General features: G+C 68.2%; 2 protein-coding genes and 1 pseudogene. All 3 read left to right on the forward strand.

The window, feature by feature from the left end; genetic code table 11:
- A pseudogene (locus AC628_RS39385) lies at nt 1-1,383 on the forward strand (hypothetical protein); the annotation flags it as partial.
- Nucleotides 1,380-3,050: an SWIM zinc finger family protein gene (locus AC628_RS39390; protein ID WP_074132063.1), complete on the forward strand. Its 1,671-nt coding sequence runs from the start codon at nt 1,380-1,382 to the stop codon at nt 3,048-3,050. The pseudogene AC628_RS39385 and the gene AC628_RS39390, both read left to right, overlap by 4 nt.
- A 352-nt stretch (nt 3,051-3,402) precedes the next feature.
- Nucleotides 3,403-4,829 (forward strand): reverse transcriptase family protein (locus AC628_RS39395; protein ID WP_074132065.1); only part of this gene is annotated, 1,427 nt, incomplete at its 3' end.

A 4,829-nucleotide genomic window follows, 5' to 3' on the forward strand; every position in this document is an offset into this window, starting at 1 on the left:
CGCGACCGCGCGCCCTCGCGGGAGCAACGCGCCCGCGCGACGGAAGCGTTTGCGGCCTGGCTCGCGCAGTTGCCGTCACAGCTTGACGAGCTGCAGCGCGCCGGCCTCACGTCGGCTCTCGCGCTGCTGCCACAGCTCTGGCCAGATCGCGACTGCCCGCTGCAGCCAGAGGTGATCGAAAGCCTGACCGGCCACGCCAGCCCCGACGTCCAGGCAGCCAGCATCCAGCTCATCGCGGTGAGCCCGACACGGCCCGGCGACCTGCCGGAAGCGTTCTGGCAGGCGATCCTGCGGGCCGATGCGCCGGAAATCCGCATTGCCTCGATGAGCCTCTTGGCGCGGCTTGACGACGCCGCGCTCGCGCAACATCGCGATGGCATCGTGCTGGCCGCCACTGGCGACCATGCCGGGCTGCGCGCGGCTGCGCGGCCGCTCGTCGCGCGCCTTGCTGCGAGCGACGAGGCCTTCGCCATCCGGCTGCGCGACATGCTGATGGCCGGCTTCTTCCGCACCGAACCGGTCGAAGGCCATGCTGCCGACATGGTCACGCTGTTCGTCCGGGCGTTGCCGCAAGCCGCGGCCGCCATCGACGACGGCACGCTGTGGCGCCTGCTGCAGGCACGCGCGGCCGGCGCCCGCATGCTCGGCGCCAAGCTGCTGGAGAGCCGCGCACCGGCGCGCTTCTCGGTCCGCCAGCTCGCCCGCCTCGGCAACCATCCGTTCGCCGCCGTGCGCCGCTTCGCACTTGATGCGTTCACGGCCGACGAGCCCCGCTTCCGCGCCGACCCACAAAATGCCGTGCTGCTGGTCGAGAGCGAGTGGGATGATGTCCGCACGCCCGCGGTGAACCGCCTAACGGCGTGGCCCAGCGATGCGCTGCCAGCGGCGGCGCTGGCTGTGATGGCGGACTCGACCGTGCCGGCGGTGCAGGACGGCGCTCGCCTGCTGCTGCGGCGCAGCCTCGCCGACGGCGATATCGCCGAGGTGCTGGGGCGTGTGCTGGAGCATCCCTCCGGCAGCTTCCATCTCTTCGTCACCGAGCTGATCACCGGTGACTCACTGGCGGATACGGCGATCTTCGCCAAATTCCTCACCCAGGCCCGCATCATCCTGATGCAGATCAACCGCGGGCGCATCGCCAAGGACCGGATCTTCACGGCGCTGCGCAACGAGGCGCTGGCGCACCGGGATCGCGCGGCGGCGATCGCACAGCTGTTGCACGACTTCACGCTCAGCGTGACCCTGCGTGACAAGGCGCCCGCGCTGATCATCCTGCGCGACATCGCGCACGCCTGGCCGGATCTGCCGCTGCCCGTCACCGTGGCCCGCGCCGGCCGCACGCCGCCGGGCGGCGGCTCGCAAACCAGCGGGACCGCCGCATGAATTTCGCATATCGATTTCTCGGCAGCACCAGCGCCTCGTCCGACGCCGCCTCGTCGTCGTTCGCCTTCGCCCCGGACACGCTGCGCCAGCCGACCTTCTTCACTGGCAAGGTGGCGCGCCATCTCGCCTTCCGCGAGGCGATCTCCGCGCTGCATCATGTCGTGGTGTCGGACCTGCGCTTCAAGCCGCGCGATCGCACCGCCTATTTCGAGTGGCTGAAGCAGAACGAGGCCAATTTCCTCGCCGAGGCAACGGCGCAGTCGGCGGCGCTCAAGCCGCGCATCGCTGACTTGCAGGACCGCATCCGTGGCTTCGACCGCGAGCGCGATCGGCAGATGAAGCCGTTCTGGGCGGCGCGGCAGGCTTATTTCAACTACCTCTACAAGCAGAACCGCGATGCCTGGATCGTGCTCGATCCGGTGATCACGGTGCACCCGGACGAGATCTTCTTCGAGTGCTTCAGCCTCGACGAATCGAGCTACGGACGGCTGTCCTGCGACCACGACGTGTTCGAGGGCCTCGGCGAGATGGCGTTCGGCACCACCAATATCGACTACAGCCACGCCCTGTACGACGAATTCCAGAAGATCCGCTCCTATCGCGACACCACCCTCACCATCGATCCCTCAGGGTTCGAGGTGCAGACCGGCGACGATCTCGACTTCCGCGAGGAGAAGATCGACCTGCCGGACAGCTGGGTCCGCGGCTTCCTGCAGGTGTCGAGCGCGATGACCCTGCCGGCGCATGTGTTCGACCTGCATCCCGTGGACATGGCCAACATCCTCACCCGCCTCGCGCAGAAGAAGGAAAGGGCCGGCCCGCGTTCGCTGCGGTTCGTGCTGAAGCCGGACGCGCCGGTGGAGGTGGTGATCGAGCCGTGGCACGAACGGCTGACCTTCCGCCGCTCGATCTATCGCGGCACGGCTCCCGCCGAGATCCGCATCTGGGGCAGGCGACGGCTTGCGATCCTCGGACGCGCGCTGCCGCTGGCGCGGTCGGTGCGGGTGCATTTGACCGGGACCGGCCTGCCGTCGTTCTTCGTCGTCGATTTCGGCGGTCTGCGCTTCACGCTAGGCCTTTCGGGCTGGACCGCGAACGACTGGTCGTCCGCCGGACAATTCGACCTGCTCGCGCCGCGCCACAAGGTCGACAACGACAGCGCGCAGCGCATTTTCGCAGCACTCGGCAAGTCCCATGCGGCGAGCGCCGCCGAGCTGGCGCGGCAGACCGGCGTCGATCAGGCGCTGGTGCATGCGGCGCTCACATCCTACACCCAGGCCGGACGCGTGATGTTCGACCTCGACAAGTCGCTCTACCGGCTGCGCGAGCTGACGCGCGAGCCGCTGTCAGCAGCCCAGCTGCGCTTCGCCAGCCCGCAGGAGGAAAAGGCCGATCGCCTGATCGGCGCCAACCTCGTGACGATCGGCAACATTGATCGCAACCAGGGCGTTCGCGCGATCAGCGGCAGCGTGCTCGACAACGCCCGCACCGAGCAGGTGAACCTCGTCATCGACGATGACGACCGTCTCGTCGAGGCGCGGTGCAGCTGTCATTTCTACGGCCACAACAAGATGATGCGCGGCCCTTGCGAGCACATGCTGGCACTGCGCCGGATTTTCCATTCGCAAGTCGAGGGCGTCGCTCAGGACGGACCCGCCATCGCATGAGTGACATGAAACCCTTGATCCGCAGAGCCGGCTTGTGCCGGCGACGGCAATTCGCGTATCACTGCATTCGGAAGGGCGCAGACCGGTCAGGACCTTGCAACCCGGGCGGCGTATCGCCGTCCTTGCACCATGACCACGCATGCGTCACTGGCCCGATCTTCACTGGGCCGGGGCAGTCCACCCCTACGCAATCGCAGAATGGGTTCCTTGAACCCAATTGCGTAGGGGTGGACGCCCCGGCGTCGAGTGGATCGATCCAGTTCTTAGAAGTGACGAAGGCAATCCGGCCTGCGCCCTTTCCGAACTCCCTGCATAAGGCCGCTGCCGCACTCCTGACCGGAGGGCTGGCCGCGTGAACGAGACCGTTTCTCCCGGCACGCTGACGCGCCAGGAACTCTACGACCGCATCCGCCAGTCGTCGAAGGACGAGGTCATCCTCGAGGAGATGATCCGCCTCGGTTTCTGGCCCGATGGCGAAGATGCGCCGGTGCCCGCCGCGGACGCGATCCGCGGCCGCGGAGAGGCGATGCGCGAGCTCACCGAACTGCAGCGCCAGAACGCCACGCTCGCCGATCCCGAGCGCGCGCTGAAGGAAATGCACAAGCGCCGCAAGGCCGAGGCGATGGCGCGGCGGCAGGAGACCAAGCGTCGCAACGCGGAGGCGCGACAGAGCCGGGCTTTCGCCTGGTACGACCGGCGCAAGCGCGACGTGCTCTATCTCGGCGAGGACGTCTCGCGGGGCCTTCATACCCGCACGACCACGACGCCCTTGCGCGACGGCCTGCCCCCGCTCGCCGATGCCAAGGCGCTGGCTGACGCGATGGGCGTGCCGCTGGGCGAGTTGCGCTTCCTCGCCTTCAACAGGAAGGTGGCATCGGTCAATCACTATCAGCGCTTCACGATCCCCAAGAAGAGCGGCGGCGAGCGGTTGATCTCGGCGCCGATGCCGCGCCTCAAGCGCGCGCAGTATTGGGTACTGGACAACATCCTCGCGCGGGTGCCGCTGCATGATGCCGCGCACGGCTTTGCGGCGCAGCGCTCCATCCTGACCAATGCACGCAACCATGTCGGCCGCGACGTGGTGATCAATCTCGACCTCAAGGATTTCTTCCCGACCCTGACCTACGCCCGCGTCAAGGGCCTGTTCGAGGCGCTGGGCTATGCTGAAGCGGTCGCGATCCCGCTCGCGCTGCTGTGCACCGAGCCGATGGTCGACGAAGTGGCGCTCGACGGTGAGCGCCACTTCGTCGCCGACGGCCCGCGGCTGCTGCCGCAGGGCGCGCCGACGAGCCCCGCGATCACCAACCTGATTTGCCGCAGGCTCGACCGACGCCTTGTCGGCCTCGCGCGCACGCTTGGTTTCGTCTACAGTCGCTACGCCGACGACCTGACGTTCTCCGGCTCGGGCGAGGCGGTGAGAAAGATCGGCACCTTGCTCAAGGCCGTGCACGGCATCGTCGCCGCCGAAGGGTTCACAGTCCATCCTGACAAGACGCGCGTGATGCGCCGCTCGTCGCGCCAGGAGGTCACGGGCCTGACCGTCAACGAGGCCGTGGCCGTGCCGCGCGACCTGCTGCGCCGCTACCGCGCCGTGCTGCAGCAAGTCGAGCGCCACGGGCCGGCAGGCAAGCACTTCGGCCCCGGCAAGGACGTGATCCGGTCGCTGCTCGGCTTCGGCCATTTCGCTGTCATGGTCGATCCGGAAAGCGGCGCGCCCCTGCTGCAGCGAGCGTTGCGCGTCGCCGCGCAGTACGCGCCCGCCCTGTCCGCGCGGCGCCC

This window comes from Bradyrhizobium sp. NAS96.2 (genome assembly GCF_001908235.1).
GTDB lineage: Bacteria > Pseudomonadota > Alphaproteobacteria > Rhizobiales > Xanthobacteraceae > Bradyrhizobium.

Bases quoted from the DNA above. Each gene is read 5' to 3' on its own strand.
- AC628_RS39390 (WP_074132063.1), top strand. From the start codon at position 1,380: ATGAATTTCGCATATCGATTTCTCGGCAGCACCAGCGCCTCGTCCGAC.